15 protein-coding genes are annotated in these 25,215 nt (G+C 60.6%); 8 read left to right on the top strand and 7 right to left on the bottom strand.

Features of this window, described 5'->3' with window-relative positions:
- The first annotated feature begins 23 nt into the window (after positions 1–23).
- The 4 genes from AC0V6T_RS02115 to AC0V6T_RS02130 all read left to right on the top strand — a co-directional run bounded on the left by AC0V6T_RS02115 (position 24) and on the right by AC0V6T_RS02130 (position 6,477).
- Positions 24–1,079 carry a LacI family DNA-binding transcriptional regulator gene (locus tag AC0V6T_RS02115; RefSeq protein WP_486123919.1) on the top strand — a complete coding sequence of 352 codons (1,056 nt, stop codon included), beginning with the start codon at positions 24–26 and terminating at the stop codon, positions 1,077–1,079.
- On the top strand, positions 1,076–2,275 hold the full coding sequence (locus tag AC0V6T_RS02120; RefSeq protein ID WP_486123921.1) for an MFS transporter: 1,200 nt from the start codon (positions 1,076–1,078) through the stop codon (positions 2,273–2,275). Before AC0V6T_RS02115 ends, AC0V6T_RS02120 begins: the two co-directional genes overlap by 4 nt.
- A gap of 267 nt (positions 2,276–2,542) precedes the next feature.
- A complete protein-coding gene (locus AC0V6T_RS02125) occupies positions 2,543–4,771 on the top strand; it encodes a glycoside hydrolase family 3 protein (protein ID WP_486123923.1) in 2,229 nt (742 codons plus the stop codon).
- Positions 4,772–4,893: 122 nt separating this feature from the next.
- The gene (locus AC0V6T_RS02130; RefSeq protein WP_486123925.1) at positions 4,894–6,477 is read left to right on the top strand and encodes a sodium/sugar symporter; all 1,584 of its coding nucleotides are present in this window, start codon (positions 4,894–4,896) and stop codon (positions 6,475–6,477) included.
- A 7-nt stretch (positions 6,478–6,484) separates the two neighbouring features.
- Here AC0V6T_RS02130 and AC0V6T_RS02135 read toward each other — a convergent pair whose 3' ends face one another.
- Both AC0V6T_RS02135 and AC0V6T_RS02140 read right to left on the bottom strand, forming a co-directional pair.
- The gene (locus tag AC0V6T_RS02135) at positions 6,485–7,996 is read right to left on the bottom strand and encodes a tryptophan halogenase family protein (RefSeq protein WP_486123927.1); all 1,512 of its coding nucleotides are present in this window, start codon (positions 7,994–7,996) and stop codon (positions 6,485–6,487) included.
- A 17-nt stretch (positions 7,997–8,013) separates the two neighbouring features.
- Positions 8,014–8,709 (bottom strand): DUF6445 family protein, encoded by a 696-nt coding sequence (locus AC0V6T_RS02140; protein ID WP_486123929.1) that lies wholly within the window; start codon positions 8,707–8,709, stop codon positions 8,014–8,016.
- Positions 8,710–9,101: 392 nt separating this feature from the next.
- Between AC0V6T_RS02140 and AC0V6T_RS02145 the strand changes: the two genes are divergently transcribed.
- Positions 9,102–11,876 carry a TonB-dependent receptor gene (locus AC0V6T_RS02145; RefSeq protein ID WP_486123931.1) on the top strand — a complete coding sequence of 925 codons (2,775 nt, stop codon included), beginning with the start codon at positions 9,102–9,104 and terminating at the stop codon, positions 11,874–11,876.
- A 92-nt stretch (positions 11,877–11,968) separates the two neighbouring features.
- Here the strand turns inward: AC0V6T_RS02145 and AC0V6T_RS02150 are convergent, their stop codons facing one another.
- From AC0V6T_RS02150 to AC0V6T_RS02165, 4 genes are read right to left on the bottom strand one after another with little or no spacing between them, the layout of a single operon-like run.
- Positions 11,969–13,492 carry a tryptophan halogenase family protein gene (locus AC0V6T_RS02150; protein WP_486123933.1) on the bottom strand — a complete coding sequence of 508 codons (1,524 nt, stop codon included), beginning with the start codon at positions 13,490–13,492 and terminating at the stop codon, positions 11,969–11,971.
- 1 nt (position 13,493) lies between these two features.
- The gene (locus AC0V6T_RS02155) at positions 13,494–14,522 is read right to left on the bottom strand and encodes a LacI family DNA-binding transcriptional regulator (RefSeq protein WP_486123935.1); all 1,029 of its coding nucleotides are present in this window, start codon (positions 14,520–14,522) and stop codon (positions 13,494–13,496) included.
- A 3-nt stretch (positions 14,523–14,525) separates the two neighbouring features.
- On the bottom strand, positions 14,526–16,151 hold the full coding sequence (locus AC0V6T_RS02160) for an alpha-amylase family glycosyl hydrolase (protein ID WP_486128467.1): 1,626 nt from the start codon (positions 16,149–16,151) through the stop codon (positions 14,526–14,528).
- Between the two features lie 26 nt (positions 16,152–16,177).
- Positions 16,178–17,941: an alpha-amylase family glycosyl hydrolase gene (locus tag AC0V6T_RS02165; protein WP_486128469.1), complete on the bottom strand. Its 1,764-nt coding sequence runs from the start codon at positions 17,939–17,941 to the stop codon at positions 16,178–16,180.
- A gap of 353 nt (positions 17,942–18,294) precedes the next feature.
- Here AC0V6T_RS02165 and AC0V6T_RS02170 point away from each other — a divergent pair, with 353 nt between their 5' ends.
- Both AC0V6T_RS02170 and AC0V6T_RS02175 read left to right on the top strand, forming a co-directional pair.
- Positions 18,295–19,902, top strand: coding sequence for an MFS transporter (locus tag AC0V6T_RS02170; RefSeq protein WP_486123937.1), 1,608 nt, complete (start codon positions 18,295–18,297; stop codon positions 19,900–19,902).
- A complete protein-coding gene (locus AC0V6T_RS02175; RefSeq protein WP_486128471.1) occupies positions 19,902–21,281 on the top strand; it encodes an alpha-amylase family glycosyl hydrolase in 1,380 nt (459 codons plus the stop codon). Before AC0V6T_RS02170 ends, AC0V6T_RS02175 begins: the two co-directional genes overlap by 1 nt.
- On the opposite strand, the gene AC0V6T_RS02180 is transcribed toward AC0V6T_RS02175, so the two are convergent.
- Positions 21,278–22,960 carry a CRTAC1 family protein gene (locus tag AC0V6T_RS02180; protein ID WP_486123939.1) on the bottom strand — a complete coding sequence of 561 codons (1,683 nt, stop codon included), beginning with the start codon at positions 22,958–22,960 and terminating at the stop codon, positions 21,278–21,280. The genes AC0V6T_RS02175 and AC0V6T_RS02180 overlap by 4 nt on opposite strands.
- A 178-nt stretch (positions 22,961–23,138) precedes the next feature.
- Here AC0V6T_RS02180 and AC0V6T_RS02185 point away from each other — a divergent pair, with 178 nt between their 5' ends.
- Positions 23,139–25,211 (top strand): glycoside hydrolase family 97 protein, encoded by a 2,073-nt coding sequence (locus AC0V6T_RS02185; RefSeq protein ID WP_486123941.1) that lies wholly within the window; start codon positions 23,139–23,141, stop codon positions 25,209–25,211.
- The last annotated feature ends 4 nt before the right edge of the window (positions 25,212–25,215 follow it).

The following is a 25,215-nucleotide window of genomic DNA, read 5'->3' on the forward strand; positions in this document are numbered from 1 at the left end:
CGAAGCTAAGGACGGGCATCGCAATGGGCAGAGGCCACAAATCGGTCACCATCCGCGAGGTTGCGGAGGATGCAGGCGTGTCCCTGCAAACGGTGAGCCGTGTCATAAACGATGGGCCGAACGTTCGCCCACAAATGCGCGACAAGGTGCAGGCCTCGATAGACCGGCTGGGCTACGTTCCCTCGCTTGCTGCCCAGCGGATGAGCGGTTCGCGCTCGTACATCATCCTTGCCATCAACGATCGCGAACGCACGCTCGCCGACTGGCGCGAGCGGCAGGGGACCGACTGGGTCGACCAGATGCTTTTAGGCGGCATCCTGACCTGTTCCAAGCATGGCTACAGGATGATGGTCGAGCTCGTCGATACGCACGCCGACCACGTCGAGCGTGAGTTGGCGGCGACGATCGCGGCTTTGCAGCCGGACGGAGTGATCCTGACCCCGCCGCACTCGGAAAATCCGCTGATCACCACGCTTCTCGAAAAGCGCGGCGTGCCCTTCGCGCGGATTGGATCAAACCGCGAGGAACCCGGCATCCCGATGACTATGGGCGATGAAGGCGCGGCTTACACCTCGACCAGGCGCCTGATCGAATTGGGGCACAAACGCATCGGCATCATTGCAGGTCCGCGCGAATACAGCCTTTCGGGCTGGCGCGTTGCGGGCTGGAAACGCGCGATGGGTGAGCATGGCCTCGATATTCACGGCCTTAATGAGCGCGGCGACTTCAGTTACGAGTCCGGCACGCAGGCCGCGCGAGCCTTGCTCGACCGCAATCCCGATATCACCGCGATCATCGGCAGCAGTGACCAGATGACGCTTGCGGCTCTCGCAGTGGTGCGCGACCGCGGTATGCATGTGCCGCGCGACATGTCGCTCATTTCCTTCGACAACACGCCGATCGTCCGGTTCTCGCAGCCGCCTCTGACCGCTGTCGACCAGCCGATTGCAGAGACCGTTTCGCTGGCCGTCGAAAAGCTCATCACGCTCAAGGGTCAGCCTCACAAGGGCGGCGTGATCGATGTGAAGGCGTCGCTGGTGGAACGCGCCTCGACAGGCCCCGCTCCCAGATCAGCTTGAGCAATCCCGCATCTGCTGCAGAGCGCCAGCCGCTCTGGTTCCTTGTCCTGTTCGCATTGGCGGCGGGCGGCGGTTCGATTGCCTATGTGCCGCTCCTGACCGTTCTCCTTCCGCTGAAGATCACCGAGCTCACCGGGGCTGAAGACGTGCCCGCGCTCGCGCAGGTGACATTTTACGGCGCGTTGATGGCGAGCGCAGCGAACATCATCATCGGTATGCTGAGCGACCGGAGCGGCAGGCGCCTGCCATGGATCGTCGCGGGTCTTGCAGGATCGAGCATGCTCCTGATCGCGATCGATCGGGCCAGCAGCGTGAGCGAGCTGATCCTTTTCGTGATGCTGTGGCAGGTTGCGCTCAACATGATGCTCTCGCCGCTCTTCGCATGGGCGGGGGATTGTTTTCCCGATGAGCAGAAGGGCACTCTTGGCGGTGCGCTTTCGCTAGCTCCGGCGATGGGGGCGATTGCGGGGTCTTTCGTTACCTTCGAATTGCTTGTGCCCACAGGACTGCGGCTCGAAGTGGTGGTGTTGATGGTGATCGTGCTGATGGTGCCGGTCACTGTGCTCGGCCGCGACCGAGTTCGTCCGGAACTGATGCAGCCACGCGAGCAGATGACCGAAACGGTAAGCAAAGCCAGCGATCGCTCAACCGTGGCGCGCATGTGGCTCGCGCGGTTCCTTATCCAGATTTCCGAGGCCGGATTGTTCGCTTTCCTGCTTTTCTGGCTGCGCTCGATTGTTGATGGCTTTCACGAGAATACCGCAGCAAATATCTTCAGCATCGTGCTTGTTATCTCGGTCCCCCTTGCGCTTGTCGCCGGGCGGTGGTCGGACCGGGCAGGGCGACCCATATTGCCGCTGAGCGTCTGTGCAATTCTTGCCGCTCTGGGCCTTGGCACCATGGCAATCGCGGCCGGGCTTGAACTGGCAATCGCGGGTTATGTGGTGTTCGGGATCGGCGCCTCAATATTCCTGTCGCTGCACACCGCGCAAACGCTGCGAGTGCTTCCCCAACCGCAACATCGCGGGCGCGACATGGGAATTTTCAATCTCACGAACACCGTGCCGTCAATCGTGATGCCGTGGCTGACGCTAACGCTGGTGCCAAGTTTCGGATTTGCTGCACTTTTTGCGCTCTTTGCTGGATTTGCGCTGCTTGCAGCCATCTTGCTCGCGGCGCTGCATGTAAGCCGATAATCGCTGGATACTTGCATTTCGAAGGACGAGATGTAGTATCTTGATAACGTTCTCAACGAGCGCAGAATCATAGAGCCTTTGGGAGGGGCTTGCCTTAAAATGCGACTGAATTTTCGTCTGGCGTTGGTCAGCGCCGTCAGCCTTGGTGCCTTGTCTGCATGCGGCGAAGGTAGTCTTCAATCTGCAAGCAGCACGCCCGTAGCAGCAACAGCGCCGCAACCCGCGCCTGACGCTTCAGATGACTTGATCGCGGACATGGTTTCGCGCATGAGCCTTGAACGCAAGGTCGCGCAGCTGATCCAGCCGCAGATCAACTCGTTCGATGCAGAAGAGATGCGCGAGTATCGTTGGGGCAGCTATCTCAATGGCGGCAATGGCGGCCCTTATGGCGATGAGTTTGCGCCAGCATCGGAATGGCTGCGCTTGGCAGACGAGATGTGGGACGCATCGACGCAGCCTCTTCCCGATGGCGAACCTGTCATCCCTACGATGTGGGGAACCGATGCGGTTCATGGCCACACCAATGTCGTTCAGGCGACAATCTTCCCCCACAACATCGCGCTTGGTGCGACAGGCGATCCGGACCTTGTCCGGCTGATCGGTGCTGCGACCGCTACCGAGATCGAGGTGACCGGGATCGACTGGAACTTCTCGCCGACCGTTGCGGTCGCGCGCGATGACCGTTGGGGCCGTACCTACGAAAGTTATTCCGAAGATTCAGAGCTGGTCGCTCAGATGGGCGCTGCTCTCGTAGAAGGTTTGCAGGGCAAGAAGGGCGCCGAGGATTACCTCGGCCGCGGCCGCGTTATCGCAACCGCCAAGCACTTCTTTGGCGATGGCGGCACCGATCAGGGTGTCGACCAGGGCGACGTCAACGGTGACATCGATGCGCTAAAAGCGGTCCATGCGGTTCCTTACCCGGTCGCGATCGAGGCCGGTGTCGAAACCATCATGGCAAGCTTCAACTCGATCAATGGCACCAAGATGCACGGCAACGAAGCGCTACTGACAGGCGTGCTTCGCGGCGAAATGGGTTTCGAAGGGTTGGTCGTCGGCGATTGGAACGGTCACGGACAGATCGCTGGCTGCACTGTTTCGGACTGCCCGCAGGCGCTCATGGCAGGGCTCGATATCTATATGGTGCCCGACGATGCTGTCGCATTGCATACCTCACTGGTAGCCCAGGTTCGCGATGGCACCATTCCCGAAGCGCGCGTCGATGAAGCGGTCGCCCGCGTCCTTCGCATCAAGCAGCGTGCCGGACTGCTGGGCCCTGACGCTCAGCGTCCCTCGGCGCGGCCCAATGCCGGCGAATACGACAAGCTTGGCATGGCGCCGCACCGCGCGGTCGCTCGCGAAGCTGTCGCCAAGTCGCAGGTCATCCTCAAGAATGACGGCGTGCTGCCTTTGAAGCCGGGCGCAGACATTCTCGTGGCTGGTGTTGCCGCCGACAGTATCGCGCAGGCCGCTGGCGGCTGGACGCTCACCTGGCAAGGCGGGCGCGAACTGACCAACGATTACTTCCCCGGCGCAACATCAATCTGGGCAGGGATCGAAGAAGCAGCGCAGGAAAGCGGCGGCAGCGCTACGCTCTCCGCCGACGGAACGTTCGATGAGCGCCCCGACATCGCGATCGTGGTCTTTGGCGAAGAACCCTATGCCGAGTTTGCAGGCGACCGAAAGAACCTGATCTTTGCCGATACCGAAGGTCTCGAATTGCTTCGCAAGTTCGAAGAGCAGGGCATTCCAACTGTGTCCGTATTCCTTTCGGGGCGTCCCATGTGGGTAAACCGCGAGCTCAATGCGTCTGATGCTTTTGTCGCTTCCTGGTTGCCAGGAAGCGAAGGAGCGGGCGTTGCTGATGTGCTGTTCGGCGCAAAAGCTGCGACGGGCAAGCTGTCCTTCAGCTGGCCTGCTAGCTGCGAAGGCAACCCACTCAATGGACCCGAAGGTGCCTTGTTTGCGCTTGGTTATGGCCGCTCGCTCGACGACACCGCGTCCTTGGGCGACCTGGACGAAGGCTGCGGCTTCCTCGATGGTGCTCCGGCTGCGGACTGGTTCGTGAACGGTCGCCTGTCTGCCGGTATCAGCGCGAGTGCTGGCGGAATGGACCTGCCGAACCTGCGCGGCGAGGGCGGGGGCGTTGTCGCTCGCGGTATCGACCGCAACCGTCAGGAAGATGCACGCGAACTGACCTTCGGGCCTGATTCGAGCTTCACCGTCTCGGGTGAAGGCGAGGGCGCTTATATCATCACTTACAACCTGCCCGCCGCTCCCGCAGGCACCGTGACCATTGCAAGCGGCGAGCGGACCGAGGACGTCACGCGCCGTATGACGGTCGCAGCTGGCAAGGGCTGGCGTGAGATGGTGCTCACCGAGGCGTGCCTTGGCGAGTTTGGCGATGGTCTCACCATCGCCACGAACGCGCCGCTGCAATTCTCGATCGCGCAAATTTCGCGCAGCACTCTGCCAGAGGGCACGGAGTGTTCATTCTAGGGAATAGCTGAGGACATGTGCGCGAGCGTGGCTGGGAAAGACCGCGCCGCGTGCTAGTTCGCAGTCATGGGGAAATACGACGCGCCTGAAAGAACTCGCGCGCATTGGGGAGTGAAGCAGCGATGACGCTGGAGACTATCGATATCATCATCATCGCGGGCTATGCGCTCGCGCTTCTCGGCATCGCTCTGTATGTGAGCCGCGAGCCAAAGGGGCATGACAAGAACACCGAGGATTACTTCCTCGCTGGTCGTGCGCTCCCGTGGTGGGCGATCGGCGCCTCGCTGATTGCATCGAACATCTCGGCCGAACAGATCATCGGCCAGTCAGGCGAAGGCTTTGCCATCGGTATCGCGATTGCTGCCTATGAATGGCAAGCGGCCATCGTCCTTCTGATCGTTGCGAAATACTTCCTCCCGATCTTCCTCAAGCGTCGCATCTACACGATGCCGCAATTCCTCGAGCAGCGTTACGGCGCAGGCGTGAAGAACCTGATGAGCGTCTTCTGGGTCGCTCTCTACACGGCTGTGAACCTCACTGCGGTGCTGTGGCTGGGCGGTCTTGCCATCGACACACTGACCGGCTGGGGCGTGATGCCTGCCATGATGGCGCTCGCCGGATTTGCTGCGCTCTATTCCCTGTATGGCGGTCTAAAGGCTGTCGCGCTTACCGACATCATTCAGGTCGTTATCCTGATCATTGGTGGCTTTGCGATCACGTGGTTTGCGCTCGATGCGCTGCCTGCTGATGGGGCGGTCGCTGGTTTCAGTTATCTTATGCAAGAGATGCCTGGGCACTTCGAAATGATCCTCGATACCGACGATGTGGGCTACGACAAGCTGCCGGGCATCTGGACGCTTCTGGGCGGTCTGTGGGTGCTTCACTTCAGCTACTGGGGTTTCAACCAGTACATCATCCAACGTGCGCTTGGCGCAGAGAACCTTGGCGAAGCGCAAAAGGGTCTCGCCTTTGCGGCATTCCTGAAACTCCTGGTGCCTTTCATCGTGGTCATCCCTGGCATCGCGGCGGTAATTCTGGCTCAACAAGGTCTGCTCAATGGCGATGCACTGAGCGAGGCATCGGACCGCACCTATGGCGAACTTATGGGCTTTGCACCGGCTGGCCTTCGCGGACTGGTCTTTGCAGCGCTGATTGCGGCGATCGTCTCGTCGCTTGCATCGATGATGAACTCGATCTCGACGATCTTCACGATGGACCTTTATCGCAGTTGGAAGCCTGACGAGGCGGAGACGCACTACGTCACCGTCGGCCGCATCGCTGCCTTCTGCGCGATGGTGATCGCGCTTGTACTGGCGCGGCCCTTCCTTGGCGGCTTCGAGAGCGCGTTCCAAACGGTTCAGGAATACACCGGCTATATTGCACCAGGTATCGTGATCGTCTTCCTGCTCGGTTTCTTCGACAAGCGTGCGAACACAGCTGGAGCGTTCACGGCGCTGATCGGGTCGGTTGCACTGAACCTTGTGGTCAATGCGGTCTTCCCCGAACTGCCGTTCGTGGTCCGCATCTGGATTGTGTTCATGGTCGGCATCGTCGCGGCGATGGTAGTGTCGCGCGTCACGGCGCGACCCGACGAAGAGCGCACGGTCAATCTGTCGGACATCGCCTTTGCGACGAGTACGCTGTTCAACACGCTCGCCGCGATCACGGTGGCGATCTTGGTCGGGCTTTACATCTGGCTCTGGTAAGCCTGCGTCAGGCGGCTTCGGCCGCCGCGCAGTGCTGCTTCAGGTATTGCTCATGCGTGGGAAGAGTGCCCACGGCGCGTTCGATCAAAGTCCGCACATTGCCGAGGAATTCGGAAAGCTGAGCATCGCTCAGCCCGTTCGCCATCGCGTCGTGACTTTGCGGAGTGACGCCCTGACCCAGCATCACCTGCACCCAGCTTGCCTCGCGGAACAGATCGTCGGCATCGCGGCCAACGCGGCCTGAGGAGGCGAACAGTTCCTGTTTGTGCGTCAAGCTGTCCGGCACATCCATGTTCTTGCAGTAGCGCCAGAACTCGGAATCCTCGCGATTGGTCTGGTGGTAATGCAAGATCAGGAAGTCGCGGATCTGTTCGAACTCGGTCTCGCAGCGCCTGTTGTACTCGGCGCGCTCGACGTCGGAGCGGTTGCTGGCCGGGAACAGCTGAAGCAGGCGGCTGACATGCGACTGGATCAGGTGGATGCTGGTCGATTCCAGCGGCTCGAGGAATCCGCTCGATAGGCCAATCGCTGCGCAATTGTGCGACCAGAACTGCTCGCGCCGTCCGGTGGTGAAACGGATCGGTCGCGGATCGGCCAGCGGTTTTGTGTCGAGACCGGCCAGAAGCGTCTCTCCCGCTTCCTCATCTGAAATGAAGTCGCTGCAATAGACATGACCATTACCGGTGCGGTGTTGCAATGGAATGCGCCACTGCCAGCCGGCCGTCTTGGCGGTCGCGCGGGTGAAGGGCACCAGTGTTTCGAGCCGCTCACTCGGCACGGCCTGAGCGCTGTTGCAGGGAAGCCATTTGGACCAGTCCTGATAGCCGACGCCCAATTCCTGACCGAGCAAGAGCGCGCGGAAGCCGGTGCAGTCGATGAAGAAGTCGCCTGCGATCTCTCGTCCATTGTCGAGCGTGATCGAGGTAATGTCGCCGCTCTCACCATCGCGTGCGACCGACTGGACAATGCCTTCGGTGCGGGTCACGCCCTTTTGCTCCGAATAGGCACGAAGATATGCCGCGTAGAGGCTCGCATCGAAGTGGTAGGCGTAGGCAAGGCCTGTCATCGGTGTGTTGCCGACACGGTCGAGCTTGCCGAACTTGGCGTGATTGGCGGCGAGCTGATGAAGCGAATAATGCCAGAGGCTGTGGCGCGACCCCGATGCCTCAGCGCGTTTCCAGTAATGGTGGAAAGGTACGCTGGCGAGGTTCATGCCGGCATCGCCGAAGGTATGCAGGTAGCGCGTTCCTACATCGCCCCAGTCGACGAACTCGATACCGAGCTTGAAGGTGCCGTTCGTGCGCTTGACGAAGTCATGTTCGTCGAGGCCTAAGATCGTATTGAGGCGGATGATCTGCGGGATCGTCGCTTCGCCCACGCCGACCGTACCGATGGCATCGGACTCCACCAACTCGATCGAAAGCGTGCGTCCCATGAGGCGTGAGAACGCGGCGGCGGTGATCCAGCCAGCCGTTCCGCCGCCAACAATGACGAGTTTCTGGACGTTTGTGTTGCTCATCGTGATCCCATTCGTGCCTATTCAATAGGCCGGAAGAAGGCGTTGATCGTCAAGCGGCCCTTCGCAGGATCGGGTGACAATTCCTCCGATCCGTCGATCAGCCCCGAATGCAACACGTTGCCGCGATAGAAGAACGCCTGATTGAATGCCCCCTCGCATATGTGCATACGCTCAAAATACGGTGCGCCGTCGGTCACGTATGCAGCTGGCGGCAGGCCATTGGTGCGAACATCGTTCTCGAGCGCCTGACGGTAGCGCGGGAAATTTTCGTCAGTCAGCGCTTCGAGCCCAGTGGAACGTTGGCGAAAGAAGCCGGTCCCTCCGTGCGGCGTATCATGAAGGTAGAGCATCATCGCAAGCTGGCGCGGATTGGTGCCGTCGACATGCGGAAACCGCTGCATCGGTACAAGCTCGCTCGGCTTCGCTGTGACAAGCGAGAACCACGCCTGCATCTCCCAGCCATTGTTTGATGCACCGAACGCCTTTTCCAGCAAGGGTGACAGCTCTTTAAGCCATGCAATCGAGACAGCGCGCGGCAGCTCGGAGCGCAACCCGGGATATTGCGGCGTGATCTTTGCAAATTTTTGCAAAGTTGCAGCGCGAATGACTTCTTCTGGCGATGCGAGCAGGTTCGATACCGACGCAAATACATGATTTTGCGTCGAAAAAGTCCCAATCTGTGTATCCGCGAGGGATAGTGTCCAGTCTTGCATGATGTGCGAAGCCGTTTTTCTCGATCCGAGTTGCCTATGAAAGCTAACAGAGCGTGCGAGTGAATCCAATCGGCCCGACTTAAGGCACTGATTGAAAGTGCTAAAATATCAATTGTCCGTGATTGACGCTGCATTCTGGGGTCCCCAACCCCGTGTCGGCGCGGGCTCTGGCGCGCAAAAGTGTGACACCTCAGACACAATATGTTGATAGTTGGCGTCGGATTCCGAGCGAGAGGCGCAATACACAGTTCAAGATACTGAGATAATGAGAAAAACTATGGACCCACCCCTGTCACGCGCCTTTCACGATTGGTGATTTACGCGGGCGAAATTTGTCGCTATGAAAAAAACTGCAAACACGCAAAGATCGTGATGCGTCGGGGAGATGATTAATGGGATTGAAGCGTTATTCCGCTAACACTCGTCTGCTGTGCAGTGCAGCAACGGGCTTGGCATTGGTTGCCACCGCTGCGCCAGCGGTCGCACAGGAAAACCAGGAAGAAACCGTTGCGGAAGGCGAGGACAACCAGATTGTCGTCACCGGTATCCGCAGCGCTATTCAGAACTCACTTGAAACGAAGCGCGAAGCGACCTCCATCGTTGAGGTGATCTCGGCGGAAGACCTCGGGCAGTTGCCCGATCTTTCGATCGCAGATTCGCTCGCACGCCTTCCGGGCGTCACCGCACAGCGTGTTCGTGGTCGCTCGCAGCAGATTTCGATCCGCGGCCTCGGCCCGGATTTCAGCCTTGCGCTGCTCAACGGCCGTGAAGTCGTTTCGGCAGGCAACAACCGCGGGATTGAATTCGACCAGTTCCCGAGCGAGCTGATCGGTCAGGGTGTTGTCTACAAAACGGGCGATGCGCGCCTCGCTGCAATCGGCATCGCCGGTGCGGTCGACCTTCGCACTGTGCGTCCGCTCGACTTCAACGACACGCAGCTCAGCGTTTCGGCCACCTACGTCCTTAACGACAGCGGTTCGCGCAACCCGGACTTCCCGGATGACGGATACCGCTTCTTCGGTTCGTATATTGACCAGAACGCCGACGGTACTCTTGGCTGGTCGCTGGGTGTCACTGTTCAGTCGAACCCGACCCACTTCATCAGCCGCGAACTCAAGACCAACCAGTTCCAGGTCGCGACCGATGAAAACGGCATCATCTATCCTGCCGACAACCCGCGTCAGGGTGCGGTGAGCCGCGAGTTCGAACGCACCTCGATCGCCGGTTCGCTCCAGTTCGAGCCGAGCAGTGACTTTGCTCTCATGTTCGACGCGTTCTACACCGACACGCAGGACAACGGCATCTTCCGCGGCACCGAAACGCCGATCGCTTCTTGGAGCGGCGCGCAATTCGACGGCGCAACCGGCAGCGGTCCATTTGCCGACAGCGCGCAGTATTCGGCTGTGGTTCCGATCCTTCGTACCGACACCGAAGGCAATGACAGCGAGATCTTCGCTCTGGGTGCGAACGCCGACATCGGCGTGACCGACAATCTGAGCCTCATCCTCGACTACGGTTTCTCGACCCTTGATCGCACGGATATCGATTACGAATCCTATGCCGGTACGGGCCCCGCACGTTCGGGCGCCCAGGACACGCTGAACTTTACGTTCCCGTCCAACGGCGAGTATTCGATCGACGGTCTCATCGACTACACCGATCCGTCGAACGTCCTGCTCACCGATCCGGGTGGCTGGGGCCAGGTCGGCTTCCTTCGTGAGCCTGTCATCAACGACGAACTTCACCAGCTGCGTGCTGAGCTCGCATACGAGTTCGACGGCGGTTTCCTCGACAGCATCATCGTGGGCTGGCTCCACACCGATCGCGAGAAGGACTTCGACAACAACGGCACGTTCCTGCGCGCCGGTGCCCCGTTCGTCGACAACGCCGCACCGATCCCGGCTGACCTGATCCGCGGTGCAACCGACACCGGCGATCTGGGCCAGAACATCATTGCCTACGATCCGTCGAGCCTGCTCACCGACGGCACTTATGTGCTCGAACGGGCAACCGACGACACCGAGTGGGTGGTGAATGAAGAGGTTCACAACTTCTACATCCAGGCGAACATCGACGGCATGCTCGGCAATGTTCCGGTTCGCGGTAATCTCGGGCTTCGCTATGCTGACACCGACCAGTCGTCGACCGGTACGATCGGCGGCGGGTTCACCAACACCGTTGCTGAAAGCTACGACGACTGGCTGCCAAGCCTGAACCTCAGCTTCGAAGTGGCTACCGACACGTTCATCCGTATCGCAGCAGCGAAGACCGTGACGCGTGCCCGCCTTGATCAGCTGGCTGCAAACCAGAACATCAACTTCAACCCGCTGAGCTGTGTCGACACCGACGAAGACCAGTTCCCGGACACGGTGATCGGCTTTGCTCCGCCGCAGCTGGTCTGCTTCAACCTGAGCGGGGGCAACCCGTTCCTCCAGCCGTATGAATCGCTCGCATTCGACGTCTCGTTCGAGAAGTACTTCTCACCGGGAAGCGCGATCATTGTCGCGGCGTTCCACAAGGACCTGTCCAACTGGATCATCGACTTCAACGAGCTAATCGACCTCACTCAGCCGATCGAGAACGCTGGCTTCGGCGGTATTCTGGACACCGCTCCTGAGCTTGCGACGGGTGTGTTCAGCGGTCCGGTCAACTTCGCTGACGGTACGATTACCGGCATCGAAGGCACGGTTCGCGTCGACTTCGGCGATGTCACGCCTGCACTTGAAGGCTTTGGCGGCTTCTTCAGCTACACTTATGCCGACGCAGAAATCGAAGATCAGGCCATGAACCTCCTGCCCATTCCGGGCTATTCGGAGCAGACCTGGTCGGGTGACATCTTCTACGAAAACAACGGCTGGCGTGCGAAACTCGCCGCTCGCTATCGCAGCGGCTTCCTGTCCGAAGTTCAAAACTTCGACGGATCGCTAAGCGGTGCGGACGCGCAGAGCGAGACCATTCTCGACGCACAGATCGGTTACACCTTCCAGGAGGAAGCCGGCCCGCTCAAGGATCTCGGCATCCTGATCGAGGTGTTCAACCTCACCAACGAGCCGTTTGTTACGCAGAACGATCTGTTCGGTGCAGGCGGCAACCAGGTGGGCACGTTCCCGAGCCGTCACGAAATATACGGTCGTACGTTCAACTTCACGATCCGTAAGAACTTTTAGAGTCTGAAGGGTCGCAACCTACAGGACACCGGGGAGGGCTCGCTGAGAAATCGGCGGGCCCTTTTTCTTGGCTTGTCAGAAGAGGACTGCGCCTAGCTGGCGAGCGGTGAAGGGCAGTGCCGCGCGAGGAAGTCGGCATGCGTCGGCATCTGCGCGACCGCTTCGCGCATGGCCTGCGAAATCATCTGCATGCGCTGCGCCACGGGAACGCCGTCGCGCATTTCGGTGATTGCAGGGGCACGGCGCGGCATGATGTCCTGACCCATATAGACCGCGATCCAGCTGGGATTGGCGAACAACTCGCGCTCATCGGCAACCAGCAGCCCGTAATTGCGGAAGTGGTCGATCTTGTATTGCAGGCTCTCCGGGATATCCATCGCCGAACAATAGCGCCACAACTCCGCATCATCGCGTGTCGTGGCCTTGTAGTGCAGGATCAGGAAGTCTCGGATGCGCGCATACTCATCCGCCGTCTGCCGGTTGTATTCGCGCGCAAGCAGCGGCGACATCTCGCTATCAGGCAGCAGCGCGATCAGCCGCAGAATACCATACTGGATCAGATGCAGGCTGGTCGATTCCAGCGGCTCCATGAACCCGGCGGAAAGCCCGATGGCGACGCAGTTCTTGTCCCAGAACTTCTTTCGGCGCCCGGTCACAAAGCGAAGCGTGCGCGGGTCTGCCTGCGCTTCGCCGTCAAGCGAGCCCATCAGCGTCTCGGTCGCTTCATCCTCGGAAATAAACTCGCTGCAATGGACATAACCATTGCCCGTGCGATGCTGCAGCGGAATGTGCCACTGCCAGCCTGCCTCTTTCGCGGTCGAGCGGGTGTAGGGCGTGATCTCGGCCTGCTTGGCACAGGGGACGGCAACGGCTCGGTTGCAGGGCAGCCAGTGCTGCCAATTTTCGTAGCCTGCTTTGAGCGTGTCTTCGATCAGCAGGCCGCGAAAGCCGCTGCAATCGATGAACAACTCGCCAGAAACGCTTGTGCCATTGTCGAGCGTGACGCTTTCGATGAAGCCATCCTCACCGCGCTGGATCACGTCGGTGACCCGGCCCTCGATCCGCTTCACCCCGCGCGCTTCGGATACGCGGCGCAGGAACGCAGCGTAGAGACCCGCGTCGAAGTGGTAGGCGTAATCGAAAGTCGACTGAATTTTGCGACGGTCCGGTTCGGGCCACGCAAACTTGCCCGCCTTGGCCATCGCCCAGCACATCGAATACTCGTCAATCGGTCCCGCGATGCGGCCATCGAGGGCCTCGCGCATCCAGTAGTGGTAGAAGGGAACCTTATCGAATTCCGCACCGTACTGACCGAAGGGATGGAAGTAGCTGTGACCTTTGCGCGACCAGTCAACGAACTGAATGCCGAGCTTGTAGGAGCCTGCCGTTTCCTTGACGAAGGTCGCCTCGTCGATGCCGATGCGGGCATTAAACTGGCGGATAGGCGGGATTGTCGCTTCGCCAACGCCGACCGTGCCGATGGCCTCGCTTTCAATGAGAGTGATCGAGCAAGATTTCCCAACCGCATCGGACAAGGCCGCGGCCGTCATCCAACCGGCGCTTCCCCCGCCGACGATGACGATGCTTTTGAGTGGGGCGTATGCTTCCTCAACCATGTCAGCCGCCGCAACTCTCCCGGATCAGGAGGCTCGTCTCAAGCCGCTCCGAGGCAGCTTGCGCACCTTGGGTGTCGATCAGCTTCGAAACCAGCATCCGGCCTGCAAGGTTGGTGTCCTGGTCGATGGTTGTGAGACGCGGAGTGACAAGCCGCGCAGCCGGAATGTTGTCGTAGCCGACCACCGACACATCGCCGGGGACCGAGCGGCCGGACTTGGTGAGCGCTCGGATCGCGCCGATGGCGATAAGGTCACTGGCTGCGAACACGGCGTCAAACTCTATCCCACGCTCGATAGCAGCGCGCGTGGTTGCTTCGCCCGAATGGACATCGAAGTGAGCTGGCAGGGCAAGGCTGTCGTCAAGCGGCACCCCAGCCTCAGCGTGAGCGATACGATAGCCGCGATGGCGCTGCTCTGCTTCGGGCGCTTCGGTGTCGCCAAGGAACAGCACACGCTTCCGGCCAAGCCGTAAGAGGTGTGAAGTGGCTCGCTTCCCGCCTGCGACATTGTCCGACCCGACGGTGCAATAGCGCGCATCGCCGAATTCTGCGCCCCAGACAACGAAGCGGTCATTGGTGTCGGACAAGGTGTTGAAAGCGTGATGCAGCGAGCTCTGCCCGATGAATATCATGCCGGTCGCGCGGCTGGTGGTCATTGCGAATTCGAGGTCTTCAGCTGAGCGCGGGAAGACATGGCTGATGACCAGATCTGCGTTCCGCTCGCGCGCGGCCTCGGCGATCCCTGCGAGAAGCTCGAGGAAGAACGGGTCGGCAACCCGCGTCTCACGCGCTTGAGGGGCAGGGACGATGACGGCGATGGTGGCCTCTGCCCCGACCGGTCCATTGGGCATATTGGTGCGGAAATCGTAATCGTGCTCGCGCGCGATCTTCCAGATTTCCTGCTTGGTCCGGCGCTTGACCGCTGGGCTGTCGTTGAGAGCGCGGCTGACGGTCGAGATCGATACGCCCGCCTGGCGCGCAATATCTTCGAGGCGCGCGTTCTTCCTAGATTTCAGACCGGCCGAGCCCATCGTCTACTTTCCCCCGATAGCCGCCCAATATCCCGTTCGCGGCGCCATTGTCGTTAGCACGCCTTCGCGCGCTTCAGCCACCGCTTCGCTTGCGATAGTTGTGGCTGACTGGAAACGCTGAGGGGGCGTCCAGTCGGTAGCTGTATGGTCAAGATTGAAGGCGCAAAGCACCTCGCTTTCCTCGCCATGACGGATGAAGGCGATAATGCCTTCGGGCGTGTCGAGCAACTCGCTTGACCCATTTACGAGCGCGGGATTGTCGCTGCGGACTGAGAGGAGCTTGCGCGTGTAGTTCAGCACTGCGCCCGGCTCTGCCGACTGGCGATCAATCGCGCGTGCGGCGTGATCGGGGTCGACCTTGAGCCAAGTGCGGTTAGCCTGTGAAAAGCCAGCCTGCGGCGCTTCGGCAGACCACGGCATGGGCGTGCGCGCACCATCGCGGCCTAGCGTGTGCGGCCAATTGGTGATCGCTTCGGGGTCCTGAAGGTCGGCAAAGGCGACGTGGCCTTGGGGCAGGCCGAGCTCTTCGCCCTGATAGATGATCGGATTGCCGCGCAGCGACAGAAGCAGGAGCATGCTGAGCCGAGCGATCTTTTCAAAATCGTCATCGCCCGCCCATCGCGTGGTCGCACGCGGCGCGTCGTGGTTGGAGAAGGCCCAGGATGGCCAGCCTTCGCCCGGCGTCTGGTCCCAGTTCGAAAGCGAGTTCCGCACTCGCTCCGCCGTCAGGTCGGGCGCGTAGAGAAAGTCGAAATTGTAAGCGGAATCGAGCCGTTTGCCGCCATCGGTGAACGCCTTCATCTCTTCGAGCGGTTCAGGACCGCCCACTTCGGCCACGGTGAAGCGGCCGGGATATTCGTCGATGGTCGCGCGGATTCGCTCGAGGAATGCCGGTATGTCGGCATGGCTCTGATTGAAGCGCTTGATCTGCATGTCAAAGGGCCGCGTGACCTGGCTCATTGGCACGCCAGAGGGCGGATTGTCGCGCAGCTCGGGATCGTGCATCGAGAAGTTGAGCGCATCGAGCCGGAAGCCGTCGACACCGCGATCAAGCCAGAACCGCGCGACGTCGAGCAGCGCGTTCTGCACGTCCGGGTTATGGACATTGAGATCGGGCTGGCTGGTGAGGAAATTGTGCAGGTAATACTGCCTGCGCGGCCCGTCCCACTGCCACGAGGAACCACCGAACACCGACTGCCAGTTCGATGGCGGTGAGCCATCGGGCTTCGGGTCGGCCCAGACATACCAGTCCGCCTTTGGATTATCGCGATCGCGCCGGCTTTCCTGGAACCAGGCGTGTTCGTCCGAGGTGTGCGAATAGACCTGGTCGATGATCACCTTGAGCCCAAGCTCATGCGCCTTGGCGATCACTGCGTCGAAGTCTTCGAAGGTGCCGAAGCTCGGATCGATCCCGCAATAATCGGAAACATCGTAACCGAAATCTTTCATCGGCGAGGTGAAGAAGGGCGAGATCCAGATGCCGTCGACGCCCAGCGAGGCGATGTAATCGAGCCCTTCGACCACACCGCGAAGGTCGCCGACCCCGTCGGCATTGGTGTCGCGGAAACTGCGCGGATAGATCTGGTATATGACAGCGCCGCGCCACCACTCGGCAGCGCTGGTCGCCATTCGGCTGGTCATTTCGGTCATTTCACTCATTGAGAAGTCTCGGATACACGGGCGATGCACCACCCGTATGGCCTTAATTCGAGGGCAACGCTGCCCGGAGCCGAAACGTCGGCGGGACACGAGCCGCCGAGCGTTTCAAGCTTGCGCGCGGTGTAGCCGATCGTGGATGCGACGCTCAACGCCTCTCCGCTGGTGTTGAAGGCGAGCAGATACTCGCCGCCCGTCTCCGGATCGAAGCGCGAGAAGCTGATGAGGCCGGGGCCGGTGTCGTTGTAGGTTCGCGTGACCTGTTTGCCGCGCCGCAAGGCCGCGTGATTGGCGCGCACCTTCGCGAATTCGCGAACCAGCACGTAGAGCGGATGCGCGGTGTCGAAGTTCTCGTCCGCCGTCGTCGCCTCGGTGCCGATCAGCGCATTATCGTTGTAGCTGTCGGTCACACTGGGGAACATGTCCTCTCGCGCGGCCTGGTCGTTGCCATCGCCGACGAAGCCCTGCTCATCGCCGTAATAGATCACCGGATTGCCGCGCAGCGTCATCAGCATGACGTGGCCAAGCTTTACCCGTGAGAGCAATTCGTCCTGCGAGATATCGGGATTGTCGGCTTTGATGAGGGTCGAGAAACGGCCCATATCATGATTGCCGAGGAAGGTCGGCATGGCCCGCGCCGCTTCCTCGCCGCCTTCGTAATTCACGTCGCCATCGAACATGTCTACGATCACCGTGGTGGGCGCGCCGCGACCGATTGCTTCCTGCATCGAGGCTTGGAACGCGAAGTCGAGCACGGCGGGAAATCCGTCGCGGCGAGTAAACTGGGCAAGATATCCGCTGTTGGGGCTTGCCGAATAGACCTCGCCGAAGATCAGGAAATTCGGAATGCCTTCGGCCTCAGCGGTCTCAAGCATGGCGGGCACGAAGGATTGCCAGAATTCGGGGTTCACGTGCTTGGCGGTGTCGATGCGGAAGCCGTCGATGCCGAAGCGGGTGATCCAGCTGGCGTAGATGTCGATCATCCCTTCGAGCACGCGCGGATGCTCGGTGTAGAGATCGTCGAGCCCGGCAAAATCGCCATAGCGACTGCTCTCACCGCTGAAAGTCGTGCTGCCGCGGTTGTGGTAGTAGATCGGATCGTTGAGCCAGGCGGGCATTTTTGCATCGCGCTCGGCCTCGGGCACGAGCGGCACATTGGCATAGTCGGGCGAGGTCAGCTTGGCGAAGTTCTCTGCCGTCTGGACATCGTCGCCCAAGAAGCCCTCGTTGGTCGGTTCGCCATCGACCCCGCCGCGGCGCGTGTAGGGATAATCGGCGAGGCTGCGATAGTCGTAGCCTTCCGCGTATTGGATCACGTCGGCGGTGTGGTTGGTGATGATGTCCATATAGACCTTCATTCCGCGCGCATGTGCTGCGTCGACGAAGGCCTTGAACTCTTCATTGGTGCCGAAATGCGGATCTATGCTGGTGAAGTCGGTCACCCAGTAGCCGTGGTAGCCTGCGCTTTCCTGGCCTTCCGGGCCCTGCACCGGCTTGTTCTTGAAGATCGGCGCAAACCAGATCGCGGTCACGCCCATGCCTTCAAGATAGTCGAGCCGCGCGGTCAGGCCGGCAAGATCGCCGCCGTGGTAAAAGCCCTTGTGGGTTGGGTCGTAGCCATGATCGAGCGAGGTTCCGGTCAGACCGCCGCGGTCGTTCGAAGCATCGCCATTGGCAAAACGATCCGGGAGGACGAAATACACAACTTCATCTTCGGGCAGGCGGTCTCGAAAACTCGATTCGCTTGCCGGTGCCTCGGTCATTGCCCAGGCACTGCCCGCGCTAAGCGACAAAGCTGCAAGGCATGACAGCCAAATTCGTTTGCTCATGAAGTCCTCCCAAACTCTGATTGCCACCAGAAGCGACAATTTGCAATTGTTTGTGAAAATTCGGACAGAGGCAAGCGAGCGCTTGTATAATTCAATAAATCAATAGGATAGTAGGCGTATATCTGTCCTAACGGTGACTTTCCTCACATCTTTATCAAAGATTCTTGCAAATTTTTGCATAAGCGCCACACTGCGCGTTCGAAGGTTGGTATATGCAGTGCTCCAACCGGGAGGCGCAAAGGCACCGTGTGCTAAGCATGGGCGGGCGCAGGAGAGGGATACTAGCGATGAATCAGGCAGCGGCCACCGGCTCTGCACGCAAGCCGGCAATGAATGCAGGCCAGATTTGGAACATGAGCTTCGGCTTCCTGGGTATCCAGATCGGCTTCGACCTTCAGAACGGCAATGTCAGCCGCATCTTCCAGACGCTTGGCGCGGAGGTGAACGAGCTGGCGATCCTGTGGATTGCAGCGCCGATGACCGGGCTGATCGTGCAGCCGATCATCGGGCACCTTTCCGACAACACTTGGGGCCGGTTCGGGCGTCGTCGCCCCTACTTCCTCGTAGGTGCGCTGCTCGCGACGCTGGCCTTGTTCATCATGCCCAACTCGCCAACGCTCTGGATCGCGGCGGGGATGCTGTGGATCATGGACGCCTCGCTCAACATCACGATGGAGCCATTCCGCGCCTTTGTCGGCGACAACCTGCCCGACCGGCAGCGAACGCGTGGCTATGCGATGCAGAGTTTCTTCATCGGTGTGGGCGCGGTGATCGCAGGCGCTCTGCCTTGGGTGATGACCAACTGGATGGGGCTGAGCAACGTCGCGCCTGAAGGCCAGATTCCCGAGACGGTGCAATGGGCATTCTACATCGGCGGCGCGGCGCTGTTTGCGGCCGTCTGCTGGACAGTTTTCAAGACCAACGAATACAGCCCCGAACAACTCGCCGGGTTCGAGGCTGCGCGGCATGAGGCACTGGGCGTCACGCCGCGCGATGCCTCAACCACCCGCCGCAGCGCCGCGAAGTTCCAGCGCGGAGGCCTCCTCTGGATCATCATCGGCATCGCCTTCGCAGCGCTCGTCATGGCAGCACGCACCGACCCGCGTCCGGCATGGCTCGGCGATATCGAGATCGCGCAGGAGCTGTACGTTCTTGCCGGCCTGATTGCAGCGTTCGGCGTGATCCAGTTCATCGCATCCTTCCTTCGCAAGAGTGGGCGCGACGACAACGGCTTCATGGAGGTCGTGAACGACCTGTTCGCCATGCCAAAGACCATGCGCCAGCTGGCCGTGGTGCAATTCTTCAGCTGGTTCGCGATGTTCTCGATGTGGATCTACGGCACGCCTGCTGTTGCCGAGTATCACTTCGCCTCGCCCGATCCGGTGACTCAAGGATATCAGGACGCCGCCGACTGGTGGAGCCTGCTTGGCTCGGTCCGTAACGGCATTGCCGCCGCAGCCGCGCTCGGCTTCATCATCATCGCTGCCAAGATGGACCGCTGTCGCCTGCATGCGCTCAACCTTACAATCGGCGCGGTGGGTTTTGCCTCGATGCTGCTGATCCGCGACCCGGGGCTGTTGTGGCTTCCGATGGTCGCTGTCGGGATCGCCTGGGCGTCGATCGTCTCGCTGCCCTACGCGATCCTTGCAGGGTCGGTTCCGGCCAAGAAGATGGGCATTTACATGGGCATCTTTAACATCTTCATCGTCGTGCCTCAGCTGATTGCAGCGACGCTGCTCGGCTTCCTGCTGACGACGTTCTTCGATGGCGCGCCGATCTACGCGATGATGATTTCGGCGGTTTCCTTCGCGCTCGCAGCGGTCGCCACATTCTTCGTTACCGACGGGACGAGTGCGATCCTTGAGCGGCAGGCTCAGTTGAAGGAGGCATCGTGATGCTGCGTATCGGATTGACGCTGACCGCCGCGCTGGCGCTGACTGCTTGCGATGCAGCAATGGGGTCGGAAACGGCGACCTCGTACGAGCCGCAGCCTTACGTTCAGGTCGAGGCGCCCGAGTGGGCAACGGACGCGGTCATCTACCAGATGAACACGCGCCAGTTCACCGAGGAAGGCACTTTCGTTGCCGCCCAAGAGCACCTGCCGCGCCTCGCGGAAATGGGCGTCGATATCGTCTGGCTCATGCCAATCCACCCGATTGGCGAGGAAAAACGCAAGGGCGGGATGGGAAGCCCCTACTCGGTTCTCGACTATCGCGCGGTCAACCCGGACCTTGGCACAGAGGAAGAGTTCCGCGCCTTCGTCGATGCCGCGCACGAACAAGGCCTCAAGGTCATTCTCGACTGGGTTGCGAACCATTCGGCCTGGGACAATCCGCTCACCCAGAGCAATCCCGAATGGTACACTCGCACACCCGAAGGCGAGATGATGCCGCCCGAAGGGACCGACTGGTCCGACGTCGTCGACTTCGACTTCTCGAACCCCGGCCTTCGCGAGTACATGACGGGTAGCCTCGCCTATTGGGTGCGCGAATTCGGCGTCGACGGATACCGCGCCGATGTCGCTGGATATGTGCCGACCGATTTCTGGGAGACCGCCCGCGCTGAGCTCGACGCGATCAAGCCGGTTTTCATGCTCGCGGAATGGGAAACCCGCGACCTGCACCGCAGCGCCTTCGATGCGACCTATGCATGGGGCTGGAAGGAGGTCATGCAGGATATCGCCAAGGGTGAGGCGGATGCCAATGCCATGCGCGGTTATTTCGCAGGTCAGAAAGTTACGTGGCCGCATGCCGCGATGCGCATGACCTATACCGACAACCACGACCAGAATTCGTGGGACGGCGTTGCCTCGGAAATCTACGGCCCGGCTTACGAGACCGCAATCGCGCTCAGCTTCACTTCGCACGGCATCCCGCTGATCTACAACGGCCAGGAAGCCGATCTCGACCGCCAGCTCGCCTTTTTCGAGAAGGACGAGATCGAGTGGAAGGTCGGCGAATATGACCCGCTTTTCCGCCAACTGATTGCGCTCAAGACAGAGGAACGCGCTTTGTGGAATGGCGCGAGCGGTGCGCCTATGATCGACATTCCGACCAGCGCGGACGAAGATGTCTTCGCTTTCGTCAGGGGCGAGGGTGATGACCGCGTCTTCGGCGTCTTCAACCTCTCCCCGCGCGAGCACACCGTGACATTCGACTTCGCCCGGCATCACGGGAGCTTCACCAACGCGCTGTCAGGCGAGGGTAGCGAATTCGGAGCTGATACATCGTTGACCCTCGGCGCTTGGGATTACCGGATTTACACCGCCAACTAGGGCTGTTCGATTTCCAGCGTTTGGCCTGCTGAAACATTCGGTTCGATCGTCTCTGTCCCATCGGGCCAGATGATGCGCAGGCCGCCGCTCGTATTCGGGCCCATGCCGAAGATCTGGTCGGTCGAATTGTGCGAAATGAAGTTGCTGTTCACCGAGACCATGCGGGTCTGTACGGTATCGGCAATCGTCAGCTGCACGATCGCGCCCACTGCAAAGGTGTTGGGAGCACGCCCACGCAGCCGCACTTTTACCGAGTTGGCGTTCTCCAGCTGGTTCTCCCAGTAGTACGCAGCGCCGGTCGGCTCCGCGGTCAGCAACAGCGCATCGACGTCGCCGTCATTGTCGAAATCGTCGCACACGACGCCGCGCCCCTGATCGGTCTCGGCAATCGCTGATCCTTCCGCCGCATCGGCGAATGTGCCGTCGCCGCCGTTCATCCAGAGGCGAGTGACGTCGTTGACGTAAAGCGAGGCGGACGGGTCCTTGCCCGCCTCCCAGCCATTCGTCTGGTAGATGTCGAGCCAGCCATCGGCGTTGAAATCGGCAAAGCACGATCCCCAGCCCCATCCGCCCGGCTCAACGCCAGAGGCGGAGTTGCGCAGAAAGCTTCCCCCACCAAAATTCTCGAACAGGCGGTTGCCATTGATCGAGGAGACGAACCAGTCGAAGTCCCCGTCATTGTCGAAGTCGCCGATGGCAGCGCCCATGCCGTTTTCATCGTCGGGCGTGAAGGCGGAGGCGCTGAACGTCCCGTTGCCATTGTTCAGCAGAACTTTCGACCCGCGAAAGTCCGACACCATCAGGATGTCGAGATCGCGGTCGCCGTCGATATCGGCAAATCCGGGTGCAAAGGTGTAGTCGAAATTCGCCCCGAGCACCCCTTGCGGCAGGTCGAAGGCAAGCAGGTTTGCAATGCCTGTGGTCGCGCTCACCGGGGTGAACGCGAAGGCGCCCGGCTGGCTGTCGTTGCGCCACAAAGTCTCGGTCTCGCCCGGTATAGCCGGATCGCGCGGCGTGCCCCAATGCGCCATCAACACGTCGAGATCGCCATCAGCGTCATAGTCGCCGAATGCCATCGAGATCGTCTGGTCGGCCTGCGCACGATCAAAGCCCGATGCCGCGGTCACGTCGGTAAAGCGCCCGGTGCCATCGTTGGCGAACAGCTTCATCGGGCCGCCTTCGAGCCCTCCCAGCAGCAGGTCGAGATCGCCGTCGCCATCGAGGTCGCCAAAGGTCGGACCGCTGTGCCTGCCATTGGTGGCAGGGCCAATTGTAAAGTCGAGACCTGCTACCCCTGCGCTCTCGATGAAGGACCCGCCCTGGTTCACGTAAAGCAGGTTCGGTTGCAGGTCGCCGCGCGCGACGAACACGTCGATATCTCCGTCATTGTCGATATCGCCCGCTGCCGCTCCGCCCGCGAACTGCGCGACCATCGGGTTGAGGCCCTCGGAAAAGCCAAACGAATGGTCGATCCCTGCCAAAGCGGTACTGTTTGTGAATGTCGTGATCGGCCCGGCTGGCAGGGTCGCGCTCGCGATCGAAGGGGTAGGGGTCGGCGTACCTCCGCCACCGGTCGGCCCGGCGCTGTTCCCGCTTGACGAACCGCCTCCGCCGCAAGCTGCAAGTCCCGCCGTCAAGGCAAGAACGCTCGCGAACGCAAATGCGTGCCGGTAAACCATCTCTATCCCTCTCCCCATTGAGCGATACTTCACCGCCCATTGCAAAATTTTGCATAAAAATGATTTGCAGGGAAGGGGGATTTCCATGTTATTGTCGCTTTAGAGAGGCGAAGAATTGCAAAAATTTGCAAAAGCTCGCGAAGCGGGCGGATCAAGCCTTGCCAGGGAGAGGTCGATAATGCGTTTGGGGATCAAACTTGCCGCTATTGCGGGGCTCGCTTTCGGGGCGGCCATGCCTGCCAGTGCGGAGACGCTGACGGTCGCGTCGCCCGATGGTCGAATCACCGTCAGCATCAGCGACGATGGCGGTCATGCGAGCTACCGCATCACGCATGATGGCGAACAGGCTGTCGACACTTCGCGTCTTGGCCTGCTTTTCGAAGACCATCATGGCTTTGAAGACGACCTGACCATCACTGCTTCGGTCCGTGCTTCACAGGATGAAACCTGGGAGCAACCGTGGGGAGAGCGCCGCTACGTGCGCGACCATCACAACGAACTGGCCGTGACTTTTGGCGCATCGGAAGGACCGGAACGCTCGATGGTGGTGCGGTTCCGCGTTTTCGATACCGGCGTCGGCTTTCGCTACGAATTGCCCGAGCAGGAGGCTCTCTCCGGCGATATCCGCATCACCGACGAGCTGACACAGTTCTCGATTGGCCCGGACGCCGATGCGTGGTGGACTCCAAGTCGCCAGTTCAACCGCTACGAATATATCTACCGAAAGGGCAAGGCTGCGATCGTTGACGATGCGCATACCCCTGTGACCTTCCGCCAGCCCGATGGCCTGCACATCTCTATCCACGAGGCTGCGCTGGTCGATTACTCGGCCATGTCGCTGCTCGCGCTTCGCCCCGGCAGTTTCGAAGCCGCGCTGCGTGCAGGATCAGACGGGATCAAGGTCCACACCAAGGCCCCGTTCAAGTCACCCTGGCGCACAATCCAGATCGCGCCCGATGCCGCGGGCCTCATCAACTCCGACATAATCCTCAACCTCAACGAGCCCAACAAGCTCGGCGATGTCTCGTGGGTTGAGCCGGGCAAATATATCGGCATCTGGTGGGCGATGCATATTCGCGAGCGCACCTGGGGCAATGACGGCATTCATGGCGCGAACAACGAAGACGTGATGCGCTGCATCGACTTTGCGGCCGAGCATGGCTTTAACGGTGTGCTGGTCGAAGGCTGGAATATCGGCTGGGACGGCGACTGGTTCAACAACGGCGAGCTGTTCGACTTCACGCAGGCCTATCCCGACTTCGACCTGCCGATGCTGGCCGAATACGCTGCCGACAAGGGCGTGCGCATCATCGGCCACCACGAAACCAGCGGCAATGTCGCCAATTACGAAGCGCAGATGGAAGACGCCTTCGCGCTCTATGCCGAAAACGGCGTGCGCGAGGTGAAGACCGGCTACGTCGCCGATGCGGGCGATATCGTGCGCTACGACGAAAACGGCGTGAAGCAGTATGAATGGCACGACAGTCAATTCATGGTCGGCCACCACCTGCGCGCGGTCGAAGCGGCGGCTCGCCACCAGATCTCGATCAACGCGCACGAGCCGGTTAAGGACACCGGGCTGCGTCGCACCTATCCCAACTGGATGACCCGCGAAGGCGCGCGCGGCATGGAATTCAACGCGTGGGGCAGTCCGCCGAACCCGACCGATCACATCTCGATCCTCGCCTACACGCGGATGCTGTCGGGGCCGATGGACTACACTCCGGGCATCTTCAACCTTCGCCCCAACGAAGAACCGCCGGTGCGCGAGGACATGCAGCGCGGCGATCCTTCGAACCGCCCGCAGACCACGCTGGCGAAGCAGCTTGCGCTTTACGTGGTGCTTTATTCGCCGCTCCAGATGGCAGCAGACCTGCCTGAGAATTACGAGGCGAAGATTGACGCTTTCCAGTTCATCAAGGACGTCGAGGCCGACTGGGAAGAGAGCGTCGCGATTGCTGGTGAAGTGGGCGAATATGTCGCGATCGCTCGTAAGGGCCGTGCAGGCGGCGAGTGGTTCCTCGGCGCGGTCACCGATGAGGACGAGCGCGAACTGATGCTGCCTCTCGACTTCCTCGAGGATGGCAAGAGCTACACCGCGCAGGTCTATCGCGATGGCGAGGGCGCGCACTGGGACACCAACCCCTACGCACTCGTGATCGAAGAGATCGAAGTCACCGGCGGCGGCACGATGGATGCGAAACTCGCGTCATCGGGCGGCATCGCCGTGCGCTTCGTGGAACGCGACTGAGCCG

It is taken from the genome of Erythrobacter sp. S158 (assembly GCF_057364915.1).

Excerpts from the sequence above, each read along its gene's own strand:
- AC0V6T_RS02145 (WP_486123931.1), top strand. The coding sequence starts at position 9,102 with ATGGGATTGAAGCGTTATTCCGCTAACACTCGTCTGCTGTGCAGTGCA.
- AC0V6T_RS02150 (WP_486123933.1), bottom strand. The coding sequence starts at position 13,492 with ATGGTTGAGGAAGCATACGCCCCACTCAAAAGCATCGTCATCGTCGGC.
- AC0V6T_RS02140 (WP_486123929.1), bottom strand. The coding sequence starts at position 8,709 with ATGCAAGACTGGACACTATCCCTCGCGGATACACAGATTGGGACTTTT.
- AC0V6T_RS02135 (WP_486123927.1), bottom strand. The coding sequence starts at position 7,996 with ATGAGCAACACAAACGTCCAGAAACTCGTCATTGTTGGCGGCGGAACG.
- AC0V6T_RS02180 (WP_486123939.1), bottom strand. The coding sequence starts at position 22,960 with ATGGTTTACCGGCACGCATTTGCGTTCGCGAGCGTTCTTGCCTTGACG.
- AC0V6T_RS02155 (WP_486123935.1), bottom strand. The coding sequence starts at position 14,522 with ATGGGCTCGGCCGGTCTGAAATCTAGGAAGAACGCGCGCCTCGAAGAT.
- AC0V6T_RS02165 (WP_486128469.1), bottom strand. The coding sequence starts at position 17,941 with ATGACCGAGGCACCGGCAAGCGAATCGAGTTTTCGAGACCGCCTGCCC.
- AC0V6T_RS02160 (WP_486128467.1), bottom strand. The coding sequence starts at position 16,151 with ATGGCGACCAGCGCTGCCGAGTGGTGGCGCGGCGCTGTCATATACCAG.
- AC0V6T_RS02175 (WP_486128471.1), top strand. The coding sequence starts at position 19,902 with ATGCTGCGTATCGGATTGACGCTGACCGCCGCGCTGGCGCTGACTGCT.
- AC0V6T_RS02115 (WP_486123919.1), top strand. The coding sequence starts at position 24 with ATGGGCAGAGGCCACAAATCGGTCACCATCCGCGAGGTTGCGGAGGAT.
- AC0V6T_RS02125 (WP_486123923.1), top strand. The coding sequence starts at position 2,543 with ATGAGCCTTGAACGCAAGGTCGCGCAGCTGATCCAGCCGCAGATCAAC.
- AC0V6T_RS02130 (WP_486123925.1), top strand. The coding sequence starts at position 4,894 with ATGACGCTGGAGACTATCGATATCATCATCATCGCGGGCTATGCGCTC.
- AC0V6T_RS02170 (WP_486123937.1), top strand. The coding sequence starts at position 18,295 with ATGAATCAGGCAGCGGCCACCGGCTCTGCACGCAAGCCGGCAATGAAT.
- AC0V6T_RS02185 (WP_486123941.1), top strand. The coding sequence starts at position 23,139 with ATGCGTTTGGGGATCAAACTTGCCGCTATTGCGGGGCTCGCTTTCGGG.